At 44.8% G+C, this 22509-nt stretch carries 16 protein-coding genes; 5 read left to right on the top strand and 11 right to left on the bottom strand.

Annotation, left to right across the window (positions count from 1 at the left end; genetic code table 11):
• The 3 genes from B9T16_RS05015 to B9T16_RS05025 form a co-directional block, all read right to left on the bottom strand.
• On the bottom strand, positions 1-275 hold a 275-nt coding region (locus B9T16_RS05015; RefSeq protein WP_410244226.1), incomplete at its 3' end, for an EamA family transporter.
• The gene (locus B9T16_RS05020) at positions 272-1618 is read right to left on the bottom strand and encodes a TldD/PmbA family protein (RefSeq protein WP_014277444.1); all 1347 of its coding nucleotides are present in this window, start codon (positions 1616-1618) and stop codon (positions 272-274) included. The genes B9T16_RS05020 and B9T16_RS05015, both read right to left, overlap by 4 nt.
• 134 nt (positions 1619-1752) lie before the next feature.
• Positions 1753-3225: a TldD/PmbA family protein gene (locus B9T16_RS05025; RefSeq protein WP_006619676.1), complete on the bottom strand. Its 1473-nt coding sequence runs from the start codon at positions 3223-3225 to the stop codon at positions 1753-1755.
• 268 nt (positions 3226-3493) lie between these two features.
• Here B9T16_RS05025 and clpS point away from each other — a divergent pair, with 268 nt between their 5' ends.
• Together clpS and B9T16_RS05035 are read left to right on the top strand one after the other, a co-directional pair.
• Positions 3494-3775 carry an ATP-dependent Clp protease adapter ClpS gene (gene clpS, locus B9T16_RS05030; protein ID WP_006619677.1) on the top strand — a complete coding sequence of 94 codons (282 nt, stop codon included), beginning with the start codon at positions 3494-3496 and terminating at the stop codon, positions 3773-3775.
• A gap of 57 nt (positions 3776-3832) precedes the next feature.
• Positions 3833-4696 carry a CPBP family intramembrane glutamic endopeptidase gene (locus tag B9T16_RS05035; protein WP_035735353.1) on the top strand — a complete coding sequence of 288 codons (864 nt, stop codon included), beginning with the start codon at positions 3833-3835 and terminating at the stop codon, positions 4694-4696.
• Here the strand turns inward: B9T16_RS05035 and B9T16_RS05040 are convergent.
• Both B9T16_RS05040 and B9T16_RS05045 read right to left on the bottom strand, forming a co-directional pair.
• Entirely contained in the window at positions 4668-4901 is a 234-nt protein-coding gene (locus tag B9T16_RS05040) for a 2Fe-2S iron-sulfur cluster-binding protein (protein WP_006619679.1), read from the bottom strand. The genes B9T16_RS05035 and B9T16_RS05040 overlap by 29 nt on opposite strands.
• Positions 4902-4949: 48 nt before the next feature.
• Positions 4950-5366, bottom strand: coding sequence for a secondary thiamine-phosphate synthase enzyme YjbQ (locus B9T16_RS05045; protein WP_006619680.1), 417 nt, complete (start codon positions 5364-5366; stop codon positions 4950-4952).
• Positions 5367-5613: 247 nt separating this feature from the next.
• Between B9T16_RS05045 and B9T16_RS05050 the strand changes: the two genes are divergently transcribed.
• Positions 5614-8721: a response regulator gene (locus tag B9T16_RS05050; RefSeq protein ID WP_006619681.1), complete on the top strand. Its 3108-nt coding sequence runs from the start codon at positions 5614-5616 to the stop codon at positions 8719-8721.
• 235 nt (positions 8722-8956) lie between these two features.
• On the opposite strand, the gene B9T16_RS05055 is transcribed toward B9T16_RS05050, so the two are convergent.
• Together B9T16_RS05055 and B9T16_RS05060 are read right to left on the bottom strand one after the other, a co-directional pair.
• Positions 8957-10363, bottom strand: a complete 1407-nt coding sequence (locus tag B9T16_RS05055; protein ID WP_006619682.1) for a (Fe-S)-binding protein — start codon at positions 10361-10363, stop codon at positions 8957-8959.
• Positions 10364-10417: 54 nt separating this feature from the next.
• On the bottom strand, positions 10418-11743 hold the full coding sequence (locus tag B9T16_RS05060; protein ID WP_410244227.1) for an FAD-binding oxidoreductase: 1326 nt from the start codon (positions 11741-11743) through the stop codon (positions 10418-10420).
• 634 nt (positions 11744-12377) lie between these two features.
• Between B9T16_RS05060 and B9T16_RS05065 the strand changes: the two genes are divergently transcribed.
• On the top strand, positions 12378-15653 hold the full coding sequence (locus B9T16_RS05065; protein ID WP_410244228.1) for an EAL domain-containing protein: 3276 nt from the start codon (positions 12378-12380) through the stop codon (positions 15651-15653).
• A 107-nt stretch (positions 15654-15760) separates the two neighbouring features.
• Complete coding sequence (locus B9T16_RS05070; RefSeq protein ID WP_317269157.1) at positions 15761-16483, top strand: DUF433 domain-containing protein; 723 nt, start codon at positions 15761-15763, stop codon at positions 16481-16483.
• Positions 16484-16505: 22 nt separating this feature from the next.
• Here B9T16_RS05070 and glmS read toward each other — a convergent pair whose 3' ends face one another.
• The 4 genes from glmS to B9T16_RS05090 form a co-directional block, all read right to left on the bottom strand.
• On the bottom strand, positions 16506-18437 hold the full coding sequence (gene glmS / locus B9T16_RS05075) for a glutamine--fructose-6-phosphate transaminase (isomerizing) (RefSeq protein ID WP_410244229.1): 1932 nt from the start codon (positions 18435-18437) through the stop codon (positions 16506-16508).
• 1173 nt (positions 18438-19610) lie between these two features.
• On the bottom strand, positions 19611-20153 hold the full coding sequence (locus tag B9T16_RS05080; RefSeq protein WP_006615819.1) for an REP-associated tyrosine transposase: 543 nt from the start codon (positions 20151-20153) through the stop codon (positions 19611-19613).
• Between the two features lie 732 nt (positions 20154-20885).
• Positions 20886-21131 carry a photosystem I iron-sulfur center protein PsaC gene (psaC, locus tag B9T16_RS05085; protein ID WP_006616272.1) on the bottom strand — a complete coding sequence of 82 codons (246 nt, stop codon included), beginning with the start codon at positions 21129-21131 and terminating at the stop codon, positions 20886-20888.
• 268 nt (positions 21132-21399) lie between these two features.
• On the bottom strand, positions 21400-22311 hold the full coding sequence (locus B9T16_RS05090; protein WP_410244230.1) for a CoB--CoM heterodisulfide reductase iron-sulfur subunit B family protein: 912 nt from the start codon (positions 22309-22311) through the stop codon (positions 21400-21402).
• Between the last annotated feature and the right edge of the window lie 198 nt (positions 22312-22509).

Here is a 22509-nt window from a genome sequence, read left to right on the forward strand (position 1 = left end):
AGGGTKKTAAAAAAAGCGGTKTCTCCGATACCTATACCGATAATGCCACTGAGGGGAAGCAAGCCGAATACCCAGGGGGAAAATTCGGGCAATTCACCCCCCGACTGGAGGGTGATGGTGAGCAATAATAGACCGATCGCAATTCCGCCTTWAATCAGATTCAAACCCAAGGGAGGAATTTGGGTGCCGACATTAGCATAAATCACTGATGCGATCGCCCAAAATAACGCCGCCACTAGAGCCGAAATTTCCCCCGGAAATTGGGTAAATATCATCCTTCCCCGGTAATCGATAATCCTTCCACCCAAACCCGAGGAGAAACGCCGCCATCTGTGAGTTTAACTTCTGATTCCACACAGACAATAGACTTGAGTAGTTGTTTAATATCTCCAGCCACCGTAGCGGACTCAATACTAATGCGATCGCCTCCTTTAATCATCCAACCATCAAAGGGTAAAGAAAACGAGCCTTGTAGAGACTGTACTCCCGAATGGAGGGCGTGCAACTCATCAATCCAGATCACATTATCAGCCGTATCAATGTTGTAAGATCCGCCATTTTCAGCACTTCCCGGAGCCACACAAAAGAAATTCGGACTCACCGACACTTTCGCCCCCATATTACCATTCCCAGTAGGTTGAGCATTCAGGCGGCGGGCGGTAATCGAACTATGGAGAAAGTTAGTCAATACACCCTCCTTAATTAGCGGCACTTCTCCCGTCGGTGTTCCCTCACTATCAAAGGTAGTCGCTGCGATATTTTTATGATGCAATTCGTAATCACTAACCGATAACATCGGAGAAGCGATCGCCGTCCCAATTGATTCCACAGTAGACAAACTCTGGCGGTCTAACACACTCTGGGCATTAAAAATATTAGAAAACGCCGCCAACATACTCAGAAAAGCCTCTGGGGAAAACATCACTAGATAGCGCCCCGATGTCATCTTTTCATAATTCAGATGACTGATAGTTTTCGCCGTGGTTTCCTGTAAGCATCCCTCAATATCCAACTGTTCCAAACTGCGACCCAAACGGTAAGCACCCGCACTGCGAGGCTTTTTACCATCTTCTTCTGTTTTGCTATATAGATAAATCGAGGCATAAGAAAGATGTTCTTGTCGTAAAGCCCCCTCACTGTTCACATAAAACCGGACTAAATCCCGTTGTGACAACCCATTATAGGGAACTCCCACAATTGCCGGATGGCTATTTAATAACTTTTGTTCCGCCTCCAGTAAAGTTTCTAACAGGGTATCCATAGGGGCAGCTTCCGCAGTGCGATCGCCCATTTCTTGTATCGGAGAAGTAGCCAAAGGACTAAAATCGGGGATATGTTCTTTCGCCCCAAAGTTACTAGCTTCCGATGCCGTTTGCAAAGCCAACTCCAAACCCTTGGGAGTCGTGTCATTAGTAGAAGTCACCCCCAAAGAGCGATCGCCATTCCACACCCTCACCATAATACTAGAACGATGGGAGGCTTTCACCTGTTTAGGAACCCCTTGATTAACTTGAGCGCTACTCGATTCTACCGTCGCACCAAACACATCAAATTTTTTGATTCCCAATTTACTCGCCGAATCTTTAACTTGGCTAATCAAACTGTCAGTATTCATCATCTATCTAATTAATCGCTGCTTTGTTGTAATTACTGTTTCACCAAAGAACTCAGAGTTAAATTCCCAGAACCTTATCAAGGCGGGTTAACGGAAGATCGAAAAATTGATCACACCCGAAAACCCGACCCCGCCATTTATCTTCCTCCCACAGTAATACCATCAACCTTAATATGAGGTTGTCCGACCGTCACATAGACGCTACCGCTGACCGAACCGCAGAACCCCGCCGCCAGTCCGATATCCTGGGAAGACATAGAAATATTGTTCATAATTTCCGTAGCGTAACCGATTAAAGTTGCACCTTTGAGAGGCTTAGTAAGTTTACCATTTTCGATGAGATAAGCCTCCTCCACCGCAAAGTTAAACTTTCCGGTATCGCCGACACTACCGCCACCCATTTTTTTACAGTACAAACCGCGATCGACTGATGCAAATAGGTCATCAACAGAATACTCACCCGGCGCAATATAAGTATTACGCATCCGGCTGGCTGGTGAATATGTGTAGTTTTGGCGGCGACCGCTTCCGGTTCTAGGATTTCCTGTGCGTCTTTCCCCAGCGCGATCGCACAGAAAATTTTTCAGGATACCATTTTCAATTAATAGAGTACGCTGGGCAGGCATTCCCTCATCATCCATATCGATAGTGCCAAATGCCTGCTCCGACAGACCCTCATCCCAAGCCGTCAGATTTTCGTGGGCAATTTTCTCACCCTTCTTATCAGCAAAAGGAGTTGTTTTTGTTTCAATAGCGGTAGTTTCCAGTAAATGCCCACAGGCTTCGTGGAAAATCACCCCACCGAAGCGGTTAGCCATCACCACCGGATAATAGCCAGACTCCACATAATCCGCATAAAGCATTTTACCCGCAGATTCTGCCATATCTTCCGCATCAGTTTCATAGTCCCAACTTCGCAACCCATCCGGGCGACTGGTACTACCGCCACGTTTACTGATCGAACAGCGATGTTCGCCATCTGCACATAGGATAAACGAAACCTGAGATTGAGTCAATCGCACATCCCGGGCAAAAGTGCCATCACTAGCGGCCACCAGAACCTCTTGCCAATCTCGGAAATAGGACGCGCGCCGAGATTGAACATGGTTAGCCTTTTTGAGTAGTTGGGCGTTAGCTGCCAACAGGATATCCCCCATCTCTTGCATGGAACTACATTCAGCCAGCCAGCCTTCTTTGCCCTTAGAGGTCGCGTAATCCCGCAATAGTTCCAAATTGACCGAAGGAACGAATCCCACCGCTCCAGGAAGCTGTAAACCCATGATAGACAAGGCTTTTTCTAGGGCTGTACGCAAGCCGCTAAAGGATAAATCATTGGTACTCACATAACAATCTGCATTCCCCTTAAAGACCCGAATACCCGCCCCTAAAGATAGACTGGGGGAAACCCCCGTAATGCCGTCATCTTCAGCCAAGCAACTGATCACATTATTGCGCTCTAGGAAAAATTCTACCAGGTCAGCCCCAGCAGCGCGTCCCAAGCCTAGGAGGGTAGACAGGGGTGCTTCCCAACTGTCATCAAAGCGGTCTAATAGGGGGGAGTAGGTCAGGTTAGGGAGTTCTTTGGTTAGGAGTAATGTACTGTTCTGCATGAATGATGGTTTTGAGTTATCTATCTGTCTTATTATTAACCATTCTAGTTGTGACTGGTGAGTTGTGGCTTCTGGGTTGCACTTAATGGGAGGGGCTTGTTAAGCTATTGGTTAGCAGCGCCTCGCTAAGTTATTGTCAACTTGATCAGGAATTGGGCTGAGTCTAGCCAGCCTTCAATAGCCTGATGGTCTGATTATGGCTTTGGCCTGCTTTGGTATCCATAAATTCCCCTATCACTGTACCTTTGTAAACGGAGGAGATGGTTCTGTGTCAACCCAAACCGTAGAAAAGACTTCTACAAATCGAAAGTTAGCGCCACGCTATCGGGTTCTGCTCCATAATGATGACCATAACCCCATGGAGTATGTGGTGCAGGTACTTATGAGTACCGTTCCCGGCCTGACTCAACCCCAAGCTGTTAGTATTATGATGGAGGCTCACACTAATGGGTTGGCTTTGGTGATTACCTGCGCCCTCGAACACGCTGAGTTTTATTGTGAAACTTTAAAAAATCATGGCTTGACCAGTACCATAGAGCCTGACGAATAGTGGTAGACTGCTCTGATGGAGCATGATTTCAACTGCAACGCGCGATCGCTTGTTTAATTGTTTAATCTATCTAACCTAGTCCGCCGCCCTGTCCCGGTTCGGTTGGGGCTGTTTGTGATTCTATTGCTGCTAATTTGGCTTCCCCTGGCTATTCCCATTTATTGGCTAGGGGGCGACCCCAATTGGGTGAGTATCATTACCTTAGTTTTGCTATATTGCCAGTTTTTGATTTTACTGCAATGGTGGGGAAAATCCGTTTATGGTCAGCCTCGTTATTTGCGGGTTTGTGGTCTGGAAATTAGTCGCCGCAGCGGTGAGGGTTTGTTAATTGGTTTAGGCTGGGGTTGGGTTGGGGTTCTGGGAATATTTGCGATCGCCACTTGGTTGGGCTGGCTAAGGTGGGAACCTTTCCCCGCTAATTTCCCGCTCATTCTCATGGAGAGTTTATTGGTATCTTTGGGGATAGGCTTTGCTGAGGAATTGTTGTTTAGAGGTTGGTTACTAGAGGAACTACGGCGGGATTATTCCCCGGTAAAATCTCTGTGGGTGAGTAGTGTTATATTCGCCCTACTCCACTTTATCAAACCTTGGGAAGAAATTGTGCGAACCTGGTTACAATTTCCCGGTTTATTGCTATTAGGGATAATTTTAGTTTGGGCAAAAGATGCCACTCGCACCCCTAATAATCCTCACGGTTCTTTGGGATTAGCTATCGGCTTACACGGCGGTTTAGTTGGTGCTTATTATATCATAAATGTGGGGGAATTAACCACTAATTTAGGAACAGTTCCCCCCTGGTTAACTGGCATTGATGGCAACCCCTTAGCCGGCTTATTAGGGTTACTGGGTTTAGGGGCGATCGCCATCATTATCCGACAGCTTAACTCACCTTCTACCAAGCCGGATCACAATAGAGATTAATAGTCATTTTTTCCTTTCCCGCTGGTACCGAACTAATACAAGAGCAGATAATTTCTCCATCATCTAATTCCACCTCGCAGGCGTGACACGAACCCATTAAACACCCCGTCGGGATTGAAACTCCCGCCCGATTAGCCACTTCTAATATAGGTTCTCCTGGTTCAGCTTCCACAGTCACCTTATCAGGCAAAAATTCAATTTTCATAGTCGCTCTCCATTATGATTTAACAGTTGTTAATTAATCAGATATTGACTAATTTCCCGTAATATGAACCACCAGTTCTCGATAGGAGCCACGGCGGCGATGTTCCCACAGATATAGCCCTTGCCAAGTTCCTAATACTAGCCGTCCTTGGGAGATGGGGATTTGTTCAGATGTATTAGTTAAAACACTACGAATATGGGCAGGCATATCGTCGGGTCCTTCCGCGCTGTGGATGTAGTAATCTCCTTCTGGCACTAATTTAGATAGGAAATTTTCCAGGTCTTCTAACACATCAGGATCTGCATTTTCCTGGATAATGAGACTAGCAGAAGTATGGCGGATAAAAACCGTACAAAGACCCGTTTGGATCTGAGATTTTTCCACAGCTTCCTGAATATAACGGGTAATTTTAGCCAGAGATTTCCCCTGGGTCTTAATTTTCAGAAAGTGTTGATACTGATTCATCAAATCCTCTCCATATTGACATCCTCCCCAGTCTAAAGGGGCGGGGATTCCTAGTAAGTAAGGGTTCCTACGGGCGACTATTTCCAGCAGGTTATTTGTGAACCCGTCCCTACAATTCACGGACGGACCAATGGAGCTTTCCGCCCCAAAACCCGCAACACAAACAGCAAGTTTAGCCAAATGTCCCCCGGTGGAAAACTTGAATTTTCCGCCTTAATTTTCGCCTTGTGGCTGGGGAGACGATCTAGTGTCCCAGTTTAACCTCGACTATGTTAATCTTGAACTTATGTTACAGCCTATAGCTAGATTATATCGTGGCATCACTATCAATCAAGCCGAAAAGGTCGCTCAGAGGGGAATTATCAGGTTATTCTTGGCATTTACCGCCTCTGACCCACCCTACAGGGCTACCTACTATGGATCAACCCTAACCGCTAAAGAGTGCGTCAGTCAATGTTTCTTCCAACTCCACCCAACCCCCGATCCGTTAGTCCTTACCCTTAGTGTTAGCGCCATGATTAGTATGGTCGCCAGTTTAACCTTAGTGAAATGGCGAAAACCCGAAAGCCCCGAAAGAAGAGACACTATCAAGCGATCGCCGTCTTTCCTACAGCAGATGGGTTGTATTGTAATTGTACTATCTTTAGAGGGCAAGATTGTCGAGTGGAATCATGCCGCCGAGGAAATTTCCGGCTATCGACGCGAAGAAGTCATAGATCGCAATTATTGGATGCTATGTTTACCAGAATCAGTGCGTGATGGGATTAAATTCCGCTATCTCGAAGCGATCGCCACGCAACAGCCAGTTCATGTGCATCATATCCTATTGGGTAGTGACCGACGACAACAGCAAGTTCATTTCAAAATAGTTCCTTGGCGTAATTATTGCGGGGATATTTTAGGTGCGATCGTCACCGGGGAAGCCGTAGCCTGTAGTCCAGATGGTTCATGTCAGGAAGAATTAGAATGTGAACGACTACAAAAATTGATATCCTACCTTCCCCTACCCATCGCCATGTTTGATCCAGAAATGCGATACCTGGCTTATTCAGAGGGATGGATTCAGCATTTAAAGCCCCAGATGTACTCATTAATTGGTTTAAGTCATTATGATGTATTTCCTGACTGCAAAAATGACTGGAAGTTAGCCCATCAAAAAGCCTTGCGCGGCGAAAAAGTGTCGGCTTTAGAGGATTCCTGGATTCGTGAGGATGGTTCTCTGATTTATCATGGTTGGACTGTGGGACCTTGGTATCGTAATTCTGGAGAAGTTGGCGGAATCATTTTAGTGATTATCCCCTTAAATAATCTAGTCGAAACTCGCAACGCTGCTTTAGATGCCGTTCAATTCAAGTCTCGATTTTTAGCGCAAATGAGTCATGAAATTCGCACCCCCATGAGTGGAGTTTTGGGGATGGTTGAATTATTAATGCAAACTCATCTCACACCCCAACAAAAAGATTACACCCCAACCATTTATCGTCGTGCCAAACATCTATTAACCGTCATTAACGAAATTCTGGATTTATCCAAACTAGAAGCCGGAGAAACTCACCTAGAATCCCATGACTTTGATTTACAAGATTGCCTAGAAACCGTTGTGGATCTTTTGTCGGTGAAAGCTGAGGATAAACAACTAGAACTAATTATTTTGTTGGAACCGAATATTCCCAGATATTTAAAAGGTGATGGGATGCGTTTACAACAGGTTCTCATTAACTTGGTAAATAATGCGATTAAATTTACCCAATCCGGTCATATTATTATCAGACTTACTCCCCGATTAATTAATCAAGATCAGATTAATATTTACTTTTCCATAGAAGATACAGGTCTGGGGATTTCTGATGAACTTCAACCCCAATTATTTCAGCCTTTTTCGCCCGCTAGTTCCGCCACCAATCGTCAATATAGTGGCACGGGATTAGGTTTATCAATCTGTCAGCACTTGGTGAATTTAATGGGGGGTGAAATCGGGGTTAATAGTCAAGAAGGAGACGGTTCTATTTTCTGGTTTACTGCCAATTTTTTGCCATCGGAATTGTCAGAAATTACCGCGCCAAAAGAATTAGAAAATCTGAAGTTATTGGTAGTTGATAAAAGTAGTTTAGTTAGGCAGTCAGTTAGCTGCATAACTCAGCCATGGGGTATACAAGTCGATGCAGCAGAGACCGCTAAAATCGCCTTAGATAAATGGCATCATCAACAGGCTGAAGGTTCCCCATATCATCTGATTCTCATGGATTTGGAGTTGCTAGACCGCGATGGTGCTAAATTACTAGGACAGCTTTATAAAACCTCTAGTGATTCCCAAACTCGGTTAATCTTAATGAGTGGTATTAGTCAGCGTAATCGCGCCGAACAGGTTTTAAATTTAGGGAATTTTGTATATCTAGTCAAGCCGATCGCCCCCCTACGATTGCTGCGAAGTTTCGCCAATTCCCTCCAACTTGATATCCCTAATTTAGACGATCGCCTTGAACAATCTTGGGATGATATATTGATGCGATCGTCCTTTCCCAAAACTCCCACACCACCATCTTGTCATCTCCCCACCTTTGAGGATAAGCTGAAGGCTTTTATACCTCTAAAAATTCTCCTAGCTGAGGATGACTTAGTTAATCAGGAAGTGGTTTTGACTCAACTGCAACAATTAGGTTATACCGCTGATGCTGTGTGCGACGGAGAAGCAGTTTTACAACATTTGGAAACACAGCATTATGATTTAATTTTAATGGATTGTCAGATGCCGATTTTAGATGGTTATGAAACTACCGCCAGAATTCGCCGTCGCCAAAACTCCCAACGACCTCCTATTATTATCGCTTTAACTGCTAGTGTAATGCCTTCCGATCGCGATCGCTGTATAGAAGCGGGAATGGATGACTACATCACTAAACCTATTGATTTACAGGCTTTAGTAAACTTGATTAATCGTTGGGTTCCCGTTTGTCTGGAAATCCGAAATCAAACACCCACCAAAGCCCATGATCACCGACTTTTAGATAGTCCGGTTGATTGTCCCGTTGATAGCGATCGCCTCAATAAGTTATTTAAGGGAAAAACCGAGTATAAATATCGTCTCTTAACAACCTTTATTAATCAAGCACAACAACGAATTGACACCATCAATAAAGCGATTAATACCTCAAATTTTGCCGACATTAAACAGCAAGCACACGCCCTCAAAGGGTCTAGCGCCAATTCTGGTGTCTTCCACATTCCCGCCATATCTCAGGAGTTAGAAAACCTCGCCACCCAACAAAACCTCGAAGCCATCCCACCCCTAGTCAAACAGCTTCAGCATCATCTCAACTCGGTGGAAGACTTTGTGGAAACCATGAAAAATCCATAAGCGATCGTCTTCTGCGTCCCACCTGATAATTGATAATTGTAGGGTGCGTCAGACCGATAAAAATAAATAAGAACCGGATAATTCTGAACTGACGCACCTGTGTTAATTAGGTTTTCCTAATCTCAGAATTAAATTTTCACCCCCTGTAGGGTGCGTCAGACCGATAAAAATAAATAAGAACCGGATAATTCTGAACTGACGCACCTGTGTTAATTAGGTTTTCCTAATCTCAGAATTAAATTTTCACCCCTCGAATCGAATCATCTAACAACTCCATAGGATGCTTGAGAGTAACCTGCTTTCCTTGTAATTCCAGATGCTTCTTAATTTGCAAAGAACACCCTGGGTTAGCCGAAGCAATTACAGTCGCCCCAGTATTCAGCAGATTTTGTACCTTTTGCTGTCCTAACTCATCCGCCACTTCTGGCTGTAACATATTATAAACCCCCGCGCTACCGCAACACAAAGCCGCATCGACAGGTTCTCGCAATTTTACCCCAGGAATTTGGGTTAATAACTCCCTCGGTTGAATGCTAATTTTTTGTCCGTGTAACAGGTGACAAGCATCCTGATATACAATAGTTAAATCTTCCCCTTCCACCAAAGGAGATAAATGCGCCGTTAACCCCACTTCCGCTAAAAACTCCTGTACATCGCGGACTTTACCTGCAAATTCTTTCGCCTTGTCTCGATATTCGGGATCATCCCTCATAATGTGACCATATTCTTTTAAAGTATGACCACAACCGGCGGCATTAATAATAATAGCATCAACCCCAGTGTCAGCAAAACTATCAATCATTTGTTTAATCAAAACATGGGATTGTTCAGTTTGTCCTTGGTGTTCAGGAAGTGCGGCACAACAGCCTTGGGATTTAGGGATAATCACCTCGCAACCATTAGCTGTTAATACCCTAGCGGTGGCTTCATTTACCGGGGAGAAAAATAGCCTTTGTACACAACCTAAAATCATCCCGACTCGATAGCGTTTTTCCCCTTGTGCGGGAATGACTGTGGGTAAATTGTCCTGAAAAGCACTAGAGTTAATTTCCGGCAAAATTGATTCCATCGCCGCCAGTCGGGGGGAGATTTTCGGTAATAATCCCGTAGACCGCACGAGGTTTTTAATCCCTAATTTTTGATATAAATACAGGGGAACTAACAGGGGACGCAGACGGTCGGGATAGGGAAATAAGCTGAAAATCAATGTGCGAATTAAGCGATCGCCTAAATTTCGGGGAACATTTCTTTCCACCTGGGGACGGGTGGCGGCGATGAGTCGGTCATATTGAACCCCAGAAGGACAGGTGGTGACGCAGGCTAAACAACCCAAGCAGCTATCAAAATGTTCGCTGGTGGCTTTAGCAAGGGGTGCTTCTCCCTTATTAATAGCATCCATCAGGTAAATTCTACCCCTGGGGGAGTCCATTTCTTTACCTATTACCCGATAACTAGGACAGGTGGCTAAACAAAACCCACAATGAACACAGGTATTAATTAAGTCTGGCGGCGGCGGATTATTCTGGTCAAATCCCGGAAAATTTGCCGAGGGTTCTAGGTGGGGGTTTTGGTCTAAAAAGTTGCTTTCTTTGGCGGGAATTTGATTTAAATTGGTCTCGGAGGACTGATCAAAAGTTTGCATCTTAATGGTATTTATGATTAAACTACGGAGTTAATTCGCCGAACAATCGAGCATTTAAAGACCAGCAATAAATCGCTGATAATTCAGAATATTTTGGGGGTCAAATTGCTGCTTAATCTTAGCCATGAGGTCTAAGGCATTTCCCCTGTATCCCCAAACTTCTATTTGTTGTTTAATGGCTAATGGTGCTTCTAAAACCGACAGGAAACCACCTTGATTATTACACCACTGCCGCAGATTTTGCAACCTATCTGGTTGAGTCTGATCAAATCGGATGAATCCCAACCCACTGCTACCATGAATGACGGCGGGAGTTTGACATTTCGCCAAAGTTGTCGCCGCCTCGGTGGGAGTGATGCCGACTTTACAGATGATGCGATCGCTATGGGAACCTTGCCAAATGTGCTGTTTTAATTGCTGCCAAAAATCCCCGTCATTTTCTCTGATAATAGTTGAGTTTAAATGAAGTTGATTGGCTAATTCTACCAAGCGATCGCTTTGTAGTTCGACACTTTCCCGGATACTTTGAAATCTGACAGCCAAACCCATCGATTCTACCCCAGACAGGCGATCGACTAATTGCGGCGACATTAAATCCATAGCCACCGGAGTCAAAGCCGAGGCTAAGATAGTTTTAAAACCAGTAGCGATCGCATCTGAATCTCCTGTTAACACGACAGTATTTGATGCTTCTAAACAGGGATATAAACGCAGGGTAACTTGAGTAATAATGCCCAAAGTTCCGACGGAACCCGTTAGCAACTTCATCAAGTCATAACCCGCCACATTTTTAACTACCCGACCCCCAGCTTTAGCAATTTTACCATCAGACCGGACAAAAGAAATTCCCAGCAGCAGATCGCGGATACCCCGATATCGATGACGCAGAGAACCACTATCTCCAGTAGCAATAATTCCGCCAATAGTAGCATCATCCTGATAGCAGGGGTCAAAAGCTAGGAATTGTCCCTGTTTAGCCAGAATTTGCTGAAGTTCCCCATATCCCATTCCCGCTTCTACCGTTACCGTTAGGTCTCCCACTGCGTGTTCAACTAAGCGATTCATGTTCTGGGTACTAATAGCAATAGAGGGGTTTTTGACCGGGTTTCCCCAGGTAATTTTGCTACCTTTCCCAAAGGGTAAAATTCCTAACTGGTGCTGTGCCGCATAGGCGGTTATTGCAGCTAATTCCTCCTGAGTGGGGGGATACAGAACGCATTGAATAGCTGAACCGGGGGCGATCGCAGCTTCGAGGTTAGCACGGACAGATTGATCTAGGTCGTCCCAAGTACATAGGTTACTGTTGGCGGCGACGGTGGCTATTTCCTCTAAGTTCAGAGGTTTTGATGTCTGGGATAATTCCTGACTAGCTATAGACATCGCACAGATTTAGTGATTTTACACTTCACTATAGCAGTTTTAGGAAAATCTGCCCCTCTCCCCTCTCCCCTCTCCCTACCCCTCGACTACAGAGAGAGGTGGGCTTTTTTTGATATGATAATTGTCAAATCATCCTAAGACTGCGGAGGGACTGGGGAGCGATCGCCCTTACATGATATATAGCAGATTTCCGCTCTGTCCAGCACAGTCTAAAACCCCTCTTCCTTTTTGGGTGAGGGGTTTGGGGTGAGTGGCTGTAGCCTAGGTTAATCCGAAAGGCTATATGAATAAATATTAAGCACTGTTAAATTTTTATTAAATTTTAGCCCCAGCCAAAGCATCAACTAGGCTTTAGGGAGTCCATTTGCTGGAAATTCTAACTGTTATCAAAATAAGATAAGATGGAAATGAATGCTATGTCAGGTCTACTGATTTGGAAGCAGTATCTGGCCATTGACCAGATATATATTGTCTTGGGGTAGATAGGGATCACTGATTATTCAAGCCAAACTTAGGACAATCAGTATTACTGCTAGGGCTTAATAAGTATATATCGGGAGGGATTTTATGATTAAAAATTCTGGATTTTAGGAAGGATTGGAGATGGGATAAAATTAGCTTTAAGTATGAACTTATGAAAACATCAATTCCTCAGCACGGACGTTATGCGATCGCTTCAGGACAATTAGGAGCGAGTTTAGTGGAACCCCTACACAGACTGATTGTTAGCCACCAAGAATGGATGGTAATGCAGTTACTCCAGTGTTTGGGTCAGACGACTAAACCATCAATTATAACTCATTTACGCTCCGTGCAGGGTTTAACTTCCCGCATTTCCCTACTATTAATTGAGATGACTGCAGGTCTCACCCCAGAATATTTAGTTTCTGATATGGAAGAACATTTACAGGCGCTGGGGGGAATAAGTGCGATCGCTCTGTCACCGGAAGCCAATACGGATATCTCCGCCGCCGAAATGGTGGAAACTCTCCAACAATATAGACAATGCTATTTAAATCTGATTAAGTTAGGAGAATTTAGAGTCGAACAGGAACAGCTATTTGCCCAAGTAGTCGGGGATTTCTTTACAGCCTTTGACCGGCAAATTTTCGCCCAAGAAAAACAGCGTAAATATCAGACTATTATTGACCAATATTTTGATGGGAGTCTCCACGAAAATATTAATCATATTAAAGCCAGCGAAATCCAGAGAATTTTTAATGCTATTAATATCCCCATCCTCGTACTTAATCAAGAACATCAAGTTATTTTTGGCAATAGGAAAGCCCATGAAACCTTAGTGGTCAATTCGGAAATACCCTCAGAAATTGACACCTGGCTGAGAAAGCGATCGCCTCAAGCTGCTACTAATCAATCAGAAATAGTCGAAGAAATTGCGATCGCCAAAGATGATATCACCCAATGGTTTTGCCTGAAACTCTACCCAATGGATAGTCAAGACTGGGGGGATTTAAGAGCGATCGCCATCTGTGAAGATATTACCCTGCGTCACCGGAAAGCCGAACGACAGCAGCTACAGCAGCAGCACCTAGAGGAAGTTCAAGCCCTGACCAAAACCGGAAGTTGGTGTTTAAATATGAACACCGGAGAAATGATTATATCGGATCAATTATATCATATTTTAGGGGAAAATCCGCAGAATGTATCAATAAATTTTGAAGATTTTTTGAACCACATTTATATAGATGATCTATATAGTTGGGTGCAAACCTATAGCCAATCTTTATTTACTCAACAGAATTACAGATTGAACTATCGAATTATACAACCAGATAGTTCTATGCACTGGGTGAGCCAACAATCGACTCCAGTGAGCGATCGTCATAATAAAATCACCCATATCACCAGCATTATCCAAGAGATAGACAGTCACCAAATCGCTAACCCTTCCATCACAGCGGAAGCCGCGCTAAGGGAAAGCGAAGCCCGTCTGAGAACCATCATCAGCACCAGCACCAACGGTTTAGTAGTAGTAGACTGTGAAGGGCGCGCCCTATTCATTAACCCCGCCGCCGAGGCTTTATTCGGTCGCCAAGCCAGGGAACTCGAAGGGGAAATGATAGGTATTCCCTTAGTGACTAAAGAATCAACCGAATTAGAAATCTTCAGACATGATGGTAAGCTAAAAATCGTCCGTATGCGAGTAGTAGAAATTTCTTGGGAACAGGAAACAGCCTATCTAGCATCATTAACAGATATTACCGACTTCAAAAAAACCGAAGATCAACTGAAAATGTTTTCCCGCGCTTGCGATCAAAGTCCCGTCTCCATTGTGATTACGGACTCCGAGGGGGATATTCAGTATGTGAACCCCAAATTTGAAGAAATCACCGGATATAAAGCAGCAGAGGTAATGGGTCAAAATCCTCGCATCCTTAAATCTGGCTACACCACAGAACCAGAATATGATGTGTTATGGAAACAGATTACATCAGGTAAGCAGTGGTCTGGGGAGTTTCACAATAAGAGAAAAAACGGAGAACTCTTCTGGGAACACGCTTCTATATGTCCGATGCGAGATGAGGAAGGTTATATTACCCACTTTATCGGAGTTAAAGAAGATATTACTCAACAGAAACATAATGAGGAAATTTTAGCCCATCAAGCCAACTATGATGCTCTCACAGACCTACCGAACCGGACTTTAATTTTTGAAAGACTGCGACAAGCAATTATCCAGGCTCAAGCTAATCATAGTAACGTAGCGGTGATGTTTATTGACCTAGATCACTTTAAAAATATTAACGATACCCTAGGTCATGAATTGGGAGATTTTTTGTTAAAAGAAGCGGGGATGAGATTGAAAGGATGTCTCCGCACAACTGATACAGTAGGGCGACTTGGTGGTGATGAGTTTTTAGTGATTATCCCCAACTTAGATGACCTGATACAGGCTGAGTATATTGCTACTCAGGTCTTAGGTGTATTGGGTGAACCCTTTAATTTGTGCGGTGAAGAAGCATTTATATCAGCCAGTATTGGCATTGCTAGTTATCCCCAAGATGGCAATAATGCCAGTACATTAGTGAGAAATGCAGATACGGGTATGTATGCAGCCAAGCAGGAAGGTCGTAATGTTTTCGCATTTTTTACCCAAAATATGAATGATGAGGCTCAAAGTCGCATTATCATTGAAAATCACCTTCGTCATGCCATAAACAGAGATGAACTATCTGTGGTGTATCAGCCTTTTATTAATCTGGCTACTGCTCAAATTGTTGGGGCTGAGGCTTTGATGCGTTGGTATAATCCGGAACTAGGAAATATTAGACCTGACCAGTTTATTGCTATTGCTGAAGAAAGTCGGTTAATTGTAGATTTGGGAGAGTGGATCTTATCACAAGCCTGTCAAGAGGTGGCTATTTGGCATCAACAGGGAAACAGCGGGTTATGGGTGGCGGTGAATATGTCTCCCCGTCAGTTACGAACTCCTAATCTGGTGAATGTGATTATAGAGGCGATCGCTAATAATGGTCTGAGTAGTGATTGCTTAGAGTTAGAAATAACCGAACGTTCCCTAGTGGCAGAAGTTCCCGGAGTGCAAAGTTTAATTAAACAACTGCATAGCCTGAAAATTCGTTTGGCGATCGATGATTTTGGCACAGGTTATTCCTCCCTCAGTTATCTGAAGCGATTTCCTTTTAGTGTCTTGAAAATTGATAAATCATTTATTTCCGACCTTCCTGATGATCAAGATGCGATCGCCCTAGTCAAAACCATGATTACTATGGCTCATGGGTTAGGCTTAGTCGTGGTAGCAGAAGGCATTGAAACCACCGCCCAACTCGACTTTCTCTGTAATCAAGGATGTGATTATGGTCAGGGATATCTATTTAGTAAACCTCTACCACCCGCCGAATTTAGGGCTTATCTGCAAAAGAACAGTTAACCCCAACGGCGTACACTTCCCTACCTCACCCATTCGCTATCATCTCAAAATATGGTCACTCTAGCCAAGCCTGCTATTTTCGCTAATCCGCAATATACCCACAACCGATGGTTAAAACATCATCCCTGCTAACTCAACAAAATCTCTATCATGTTCCTATTTACACGATAGCCGATACTGCCCGCTATCTTCATATCCCCCTACCTACCCTCAAAACATGGGTCAATGGACGCAGCTACCCCACCCAAAAAGGAGATCAAGACTTCTTACCCCTCATCCAACGCCCTCAACCGAATATTTCCCAACTCTCCTTTACCAACCTAGTTGAAGCTCACGTCCTCAGAGTCATTCGCACCGTTCATAACGTCCCCCTTCGTCAAGTTAGACTCGCCCTCGACTACATAAGCGAACAATTTAAAACAGAACATCCCCTTGTTCAAAAACAATTTAGCACCGATGGGGTTGACATTTTTATCGAACAATTTGAACGGCTAATTAATGCCTCCCGTTCGGGACAATTAGCCATGAAACAGGTCTTAAATAATCTGTTAACTCGCATAGAATGGGATGAACAAGACATCGCCTCCAGACTCTTCCCTATGATCAACGATCATAGCCACAACTTCCGGGATAAAGTCTTAATCATAGATCCTAATATTTCCTTTGGTAAACCTACCATCACCGGAACAGGCATTCCCACCAAAATTGTCACTCAACTTTTTGATGCCGGGGACTCTATCGAGGATATTGCTGATGATTATAACTGCCAACCCTGGCAAATTCAACAAGCGATTTTATTTGAATCTAACTCACAGGCTGCTATCGGTTAATTTTACCATAAATCGTTATCTATTATTCCACTGTCACCGACTTAGCGAGGTTGCGAGGTTGGTCTACATCTAAGCCCCGTCGTGCCGCTATGTGGTAAGCTAACAATTGCAGGGGAATAACTGTGAGAATGGGTGATAATAACTCATCCACTTCCGGCACTGATAATAAATCATCAAAAATCTCGGCTGACTCCCCGCTGGTTTTAGGTGTGACTCCAATTAATCTAGCATCCCTGGCTTTAGCTTCCTGAGCATTAGAAATCACCTTTTCATAAACCATACCAGGCATAGCGATCGCCACTACCGGAACCTTATCATCCAAAAGAGCGATCGGACCGTGTTTCATCTCTCCCGCCGGATATCCTTCCGCGTGAATGTAGCTGATTTCCTTGAGTTTTAAAGCACCCTCCAACGCGATGGGAAAATTAATTCCCCGACCCAAGAAAATAAAATCCTGAGTATCACTAAAATCATGGGAAAGTTCCCCAATATCCTGTTCATGATTGCCCAGAATCAACTCAATTTGAGAAGGAATTTGTCGCAAACCTTTAATAATTTCCTGAATGCGAGGTATTGATAAAGTCTGCCGTCGCCAAGCCAAATCCAAAGCCAACAAATAAAAGGCTATTAATTGAGCCAAAAAAGTTTTAGTAGCCGCCACCCCAATTTCAATACCCGCCCTGGTATCAATCAAATGTGGAACCATTTGACCTAAAGAACTTTCCGGGCGATTAGTAATGCCTAATAAACGGGGAGCAAACGCCGCCCCAGCATTGATTCTGCGTTGCTGTTCCATAGCCAACGCCGCCAAAGTATCAGCAGTTTCTCCCGACTGAGTAACCCCAATAGTCATGGTATTAGGTCGCAGTGGAATGGGGGAATAACGAGCCTCAGAAGCATATTGCACAGTTGTTGGTAAATCCGCCAACTGTTCTAATAGATATTTCCCCACCAAACTAGCGTGCCAACTTGTACCACAAGCCAATATTTGCACCTGTTCCACACCCTCACATAAAGCATTAGGGAGGTTCAAATTAATCGGAGAATCACCACTATTAACACTGGGAGATTTGGAGGTTTTGCTAGGCTCAGGAACCTGCCAATCATCATGAATATAGGCATTGAGACAGTCTCGCACCACCCCTGGTTGTTCGTGGATTTCTTTGAGCATAAAATGCTTAAAGACTTGCTTTTCTACCAGAGTCGGACTCCAGTTAAGAATACGGGGCTTTTTATTAAGACGTTTACCCTCAAAACTGTAAACCTCAACCCCCAAAGGAGTCAACCGAGCCATTTCGCCGTTATCTAAACTGAGAACAGCTTGGGTATAGGGAACTAAAGCGGGAGTATCAGAAGCGCAGAAAAATTCTCCTTKTCCTAAGCCAATAGAAAGGGGTGCTTGTTGGCGGGCGACAATTAACTCATTGGGATAGTCTGCACATAAAACAGCGATCGCAAAAGCCCCATCCAAACGCTTAACCGCGAGACGCACCGCCTCAAAAAAAACCGAAGGGGAACCCGTTTCCGGCTTAGATAGATGTGATAAAAACTCAGAAATCAGATGAGGAATTACCTCCGTATCCGTATCAGATTTAAACTCATATCCCTTTCCCTTCAACTCTTCCCGCAGTTCCCGATAATTTTCAATAATGCCATTTTGAACCACCGCCACCCGTCCATGGGGGTCTAATTGTGGGTGAGCGTTATATTCTTCTGGTTTCCCATGGGTAGCCCAGCGGGTGTGACCAATACCAATTTGGGCAGGCATTTCCACCTGACTTAACTTATCGCGTAGATTATAGAGTTTACCCTTAGCCCGAATATAATTAATTTTACCTTCCCAGACCGTAGCGAGTCCAGCCGAGTCATAACCCCGATACTCCAGTTTTTCCAGCCCAGACATGAGAACATCTGTAGCGGTTTGAGTGCCGATATAACCAACAATTCCACACATTAGTATTTGGTACTCCTCAAACTTAGATCAATGGGGTTCCGGGTAATTATAGCATAATTGTTGGAGAACCCGTAGGTTGGGTGAAGCGTCAGCGGAACCCAACAAGGAACTGTTGGGTTGCACCCAACCTACTCATTGAACTACTCATTGAACCCGTAGGTTGGGTGAAGCGTCAGCGGAACCCAACAAGGAACTGTTGGGTTGCACCCAACCTACTCATTGAACTACTCATTGAACCCGTAGGTTGGGTGAAGCGTCAGCGGAACCCAACAAGGAACTGTTGGGTTGCACCCAACCTACTTATTGAACTACTCATTGAACCCGTAGGTTGGGTGAAGCGTCAGCGGAACCCAACAAGGAACTGTTGGGTTGCACCCAACCTACTTATTGAACTACTCATTGAACCCGTAGGTTGGGTAAAGCGTCAGCGGAACCCAACAAGGAACTGTTGGGTTGCACCCAACCTACTTATTGAACCCGTAGGTTGGGTGAAGCGTCAGCGGAACCCAACAAGGAACTGTTGGGTTGCACCCAACCTACTTATTGAACCCGTAGGTTGGGTGAAGCGTCAGCAGAACCCAACAAGGAACTGTTGGGTTGCACCCAACCTACTTATTGAACCCGTAGGTTGGGTGAAGCGTCAGCGGAACCCAACAAGGAACTGTTGGGTTGCACCCAACCTACTTATTGAACTACTCATTGAACCCGTAGGTTGGGTAAAGCGTCAGCGGAACCCAACAAGGAACTGTTGGGTTGCACCCAACCTACTTATTGAACCCGTAGGTTGGGTAAAGCGTCAGCGGAACCCAACAAGGAACTGTTGGGTTGCACCCAACCTACTTATTGAACCCGTAGGTTGGGTAAAGCGTCAGCGGAACCCAACAAGGAACTGTTGGGTTGCACCCAACCTACTTATTGAACCCGTAGGTTGGGTGAAGCGTCAGCGGAACCCAACAAGGAACTGTTGGGTTGCACCCAACCTACTTATTGAACCCGTAGGTTGGGTGAAGCGTCAGCGGAACCCAACAAGGAACTGTTGGGTTGCACCCAACCTACTTATTGAACCCGTAGGTTGGGTGAAGCGTCAGCGGAACCCAACAAGGAACTGTTGGGTTGGGTGAAGCCCCAGCGGAACCCAACAAGGAACCCGTACTAAATAAAATTCATTCCCGGTTATTCCCGTCCGACATTCTCATCAAATACAATGTCGGTTTCTGCACCCCAATTAATATCGTAAATACCCTGACGAACATACTTTAAAAAACTCGAATATTGCCAATCCTTTGGGGCTTTTACCAAACCATGCTTAACGGGGTTATAATGAATGTATTCAACATGATTAATAAAATCGGTTTCATCCACAATGCAATGTTCCCAAAAACGACGTTGCCAAATGGCTTTCTCTTTTTTCTGTTGTTGGGATGCCGAAATTTGACCGTGATATTGGCGATCGCATTTTCTGCTAAAATAGTTTTTCAGCAAACGCCACCGATTAGAAAAATCGCGATCGCCTTCTGGTAAAGTCCATAAGCAGTGTATATGGTTCGGTAATATAACGCAGGCATTTATATCGAAAGGATATTCCGCCATCACTTCTCGGAAAGCCTGTCTTAACAATAAGATATTTTCCGGAAAGCACAAAAACTTTCGCCTCTTGTCTGTTACGACCGTAAAAAAGTATGTGCCACCTTCTATTTTAGCTCTTCGATATTCCATAATTTCAGTTGGTGTCTGAATAGCTTAACCGACCCGTTGGGTTCTACTCTCGTTCAACCTAAATACAAACCCCTATTTTGGGGTTGCGTTTCACTCCACCCAACCTACAACTGCCTTTGTTGGGTTTCGCTGCCCTACACCCAACCTACAACTGCCTTTGTTGGGTTTCGCTGCCCTACACCCAACCTACAACTGCCTTTGTTGGGTTTCGCTGCCCTACACCCAACCTACACCTCCACCGGACAGACTTCTTGTTGGGTTTCGCTGCCCTACACCCAACCTACACCTCCACCGGACAGACTTCTTGTTGGGTTTCGCTGCCCTACACCCAACCTACACCTCCACCGGACAGACTTCTTGTTGGGTTTCGCTGCCCTACACCCAACCTACACCTCCACCGGACAGACTTCTTGTTGGGTTTCGCTGCCCTACACCCAACCTACACCTCCACCGGACAGACTTCTTGTTGGGTTTCGCTGCCCTACACCCAACCTACACCTCCACCGGACAGACTTCTTGTTGGGTTTCGCTGCGCTACACCCAACCTACATCTAAAAAGTGAAGTTTTGTATATGTTTATATCGAATTTAGTATATTAGTCGGGCATTTATCCCCCCCCCTCAATTGTGAGAAGGATGGGGTATTCTGCCCGACATTTATGATGAATCCGTGAAACGGTGCGGAGGCAGTTTGAACCCCAAAAGGATTTGGGTAACTGCCATTGGAACAACTTTAGTAAGCCAGACCCATACTGCGGGTAGTTTCAGCACCGAGGTAAACCCGAACGCTGAGGAAGTCAGTAGGACAAGCAGTCTCACACCGCTTACAACCGATGCAGTCTTCGGTACGGGGAGAGGAAGCAATTTGACCAGCTTTACAGCCATCCCAGGGTACCATTTCTAGCACATCCAAGGGACAAGCGCGAACACACTGGGTGCAACCAATACAGGTATCGTAAATTTTGACGGAATGAGACATTGAATAAGTTCTCCCAAAGATATCAGGTTTGCCGCGTATCTACATATAGATGCAGATTAAACGGTTTGCTCAAAGCAGGATTATCGTATATCTTCGATCACTTTAGCTTAGTGTTTGCCTTTCAGGATACACAAGGCGACAAAACTTTAAACTCTGTAATATTTTGCGGACCTAATAGGGAAGGGGGAAGTTGGTTAATTTCTCGCTACCACCGGAGAAACTACCCCTCACCACACCTATCGTTAGGGGGAGGCAGAATTATCAATTGTCAACTGTTCATGATCTTCTCTAATACGGGGGTGGTGGAGACAATGTGGTTGTCTAAACCGAGGGCTTTGGGGCTGATACCTAGGGCTAGGGCAATGATTTGGGGAAGGTGGAGGACGGGTAAATTGAACGCGCGCCCTAGATATTTAGCGATTTCCGGTTGGCGTGAGTCTAGGTTAAGATGACACAGAGGACAGGGTGTTACCATACAATCAGCCCCAGCAGCGATCGCCTCTTCGATATGATTACCAGCCATTTGGAAAGATTCATTGGTAGCATAACTAGAAATCGGCCAACCACAGCACTGAGTCCGTCCCCGATAATAAATCGGTGTAGCCCCCAGCGCCCGAAACACATTTTCCATAGACTCGGGTTGATGAGGATCATCATAAATCAATTGATGTTGGGCGCGTAAGAGATAGCAGCCATAGAAAGCGGCACATTTTAAACCGGATAACTTCTTAGTCACCCGGCGCTCAATTTCGGCTAAACCATAATCAGCCACCAAAGCCCATAATAAGTGTTTAACCTCGGTTGCGCCTTTGTAGGGGGTGCAGCTTTCTTTTTGCAGAAGTTGGTTAACTTTTTCGAGATAAGCCGGATCATTATTCTGATAGTCTTTGAGGCGTTCATCAACCCGACCAATCACGCCCTGACAGGTGCTACAGTGAGTCAGTAGAGGTAAGTTCAGCTCCTCGGCTAGGGCAATATTTCGGGCGTTAACAGTATCCTCCAGTAGTTGAGAATCTTCTTTAAAAGTCCCAGAACCGCAACAGGAGGCTTTTTTTAGCTCGACTAATTCAATTCCCAGGGCTTGGGTGAGGACTTGGGTTGAGTCATAGAGTTCCCGACAAGCCCCTTGAGCGACACAACCGGGAAAATAGGCATATCTGAGTGTGACGGAAGATGACATAGCAATATTTTTATGAAATGACTGCGGGCTAATCACCCACTGTTAATCTATCATCTACCCTAGGGAGCGATCGCAGACCTAAAGAAACCATAAAGGTTGCCTCAGCCCCAGGAGCAGAATCTACCACAAAATTAGAAAATGATGATCGCGGGGATTACGCTTTCCGATAATATGGAATACGCGGCATCCTATAGAGGA

The sequence above is a fragment of the Arthrospira sp. PCC 8006 genome, from assembly GCF_046480465.1.
Taxonomy (GTDB): domain Bacteria; phylum Cyanobacteriota; class Cyanobacteriia; order Cyanobacteriales; family Microcoleaceae; genus Limnospira; species Limnospira platensis.